Raw genomic sequence first — 1,098 nt, 5'->3', positions numbered from 1 at the left:
CTCGGAGCCCGGCCCCGGCCCCGGGCCCGGACCGGGCCCCTGCGGCGGTTCCTCGTCGTCCCCCGCCTTGGGCGGCCGTCCCGGACGGGACCGGCCCCCCGGACTGTCACGGCGCCGCAGGTACCGCTCGAACTCGCGGGCGATCGCCTCGCCGGAGGCCTCCGGGAGGTCCGCGGTGTCCCGGGCCTCCTCGAGGGTCTGCACGTACTCGGCGACCTCGCTGTCCTCGGCTGCCAGCTGGTCCACGCCGACCTGCCAGGCCCGCGCGTCCTCCGGGAGCTCGCCCAGCGGGACGCGGATGTCGATCAGGTCCTCCAGCCGGTTCAGCAGCGCCAGCGTGGCCTTCGGGTTCGGCGGCTGCGACACGTAGTGCGGCACCGCCGCCCACAGGCTCACCGCCGGCACCCCGGCGTGCGTGCAGGCCTCCTGGAGCACGCCGACGATGCCGGTCGGACCCTCGTACTTGGTCTCCTCCAGGTCCATCCGCCGCGCCAGGTCGGCGTCGGAGGTGGTCCCGCTGATCGGCACCGGCCGGGTGTGGGGGGTGTCGCCGAGCAGCGCGCCCAGGATCACCACCAGCTCCACGCCCAGCTCGTGGGCGAAACCGAGCAGCTCGTTGCAGAACGTGCGCCAGCGCATGGACGGCTCGATGCCGCGGACCAGCACCAGGTCGCGCGGCTTGTCCCCGCCGACGCGCACGACCGAGAGCCGGGTCGTCGGCCAGGTGATCTTCCTGACCCCGTGGTCCAGCCAGACCGTGGGGCGGTTGACCTGGAAGTCGTAGTAGTCCTCGGCGTCGAGCGCCGCGAACACCTCGCCCTTCCACTCCTTCTCGAGATGCGCGACCGCGGCGGAGGCGGCGTCACCGGCATCGTTCCAGCCCTCGAACGCGGCCACCATGACCGGGTCGATCAGCTCGGGTACCCCCTCGAGCTCGATCACCCAGCGCCTCCTTCCGACGTGCCCTCGCGTACGCCCCAACCTTACGGCGTAGGGGGGGACTGCCCGCAGCCCCCTCGTACGGCCGGTGAGCGATCACTGCCCCGCCTCGTGCGGGCGCACACCCACCGCGCACGCCCACCGCGCACACACGGCGCG

1 protein-coding gene is annotated in these 1,098 nt (G+C 73.8%); it reads right to left on the bottom strand.

What is annotated here, in order from left to right:
* The coding region (locus HW445_RS32115; RefSeq protein WP_308800275.1) for a PAC2 family protein at window positions 1–942 on the bottom strand (942 nt) is incomplete at its 3' end.
* Between the last annotated feature and the right edge of the window lie 156 nt (window positions 943–1,098).

It is taken from the genome of Streptomyces sp. UH6 (assembly GCF_013421635.1).
In the GTDB taxonomy this organism is placed as follows: domain Bacteria; phylum Actinomycetota; class Actinomycetes; order Streptomycetales; family Streptomycetaceae; genus Streptomyces; species Streptomyces abyssomicinicus.
Note: the sequence above shows the minus strand (reverse complement) of the source record. Positions and strands in the feature narration are given on the sequence as shown.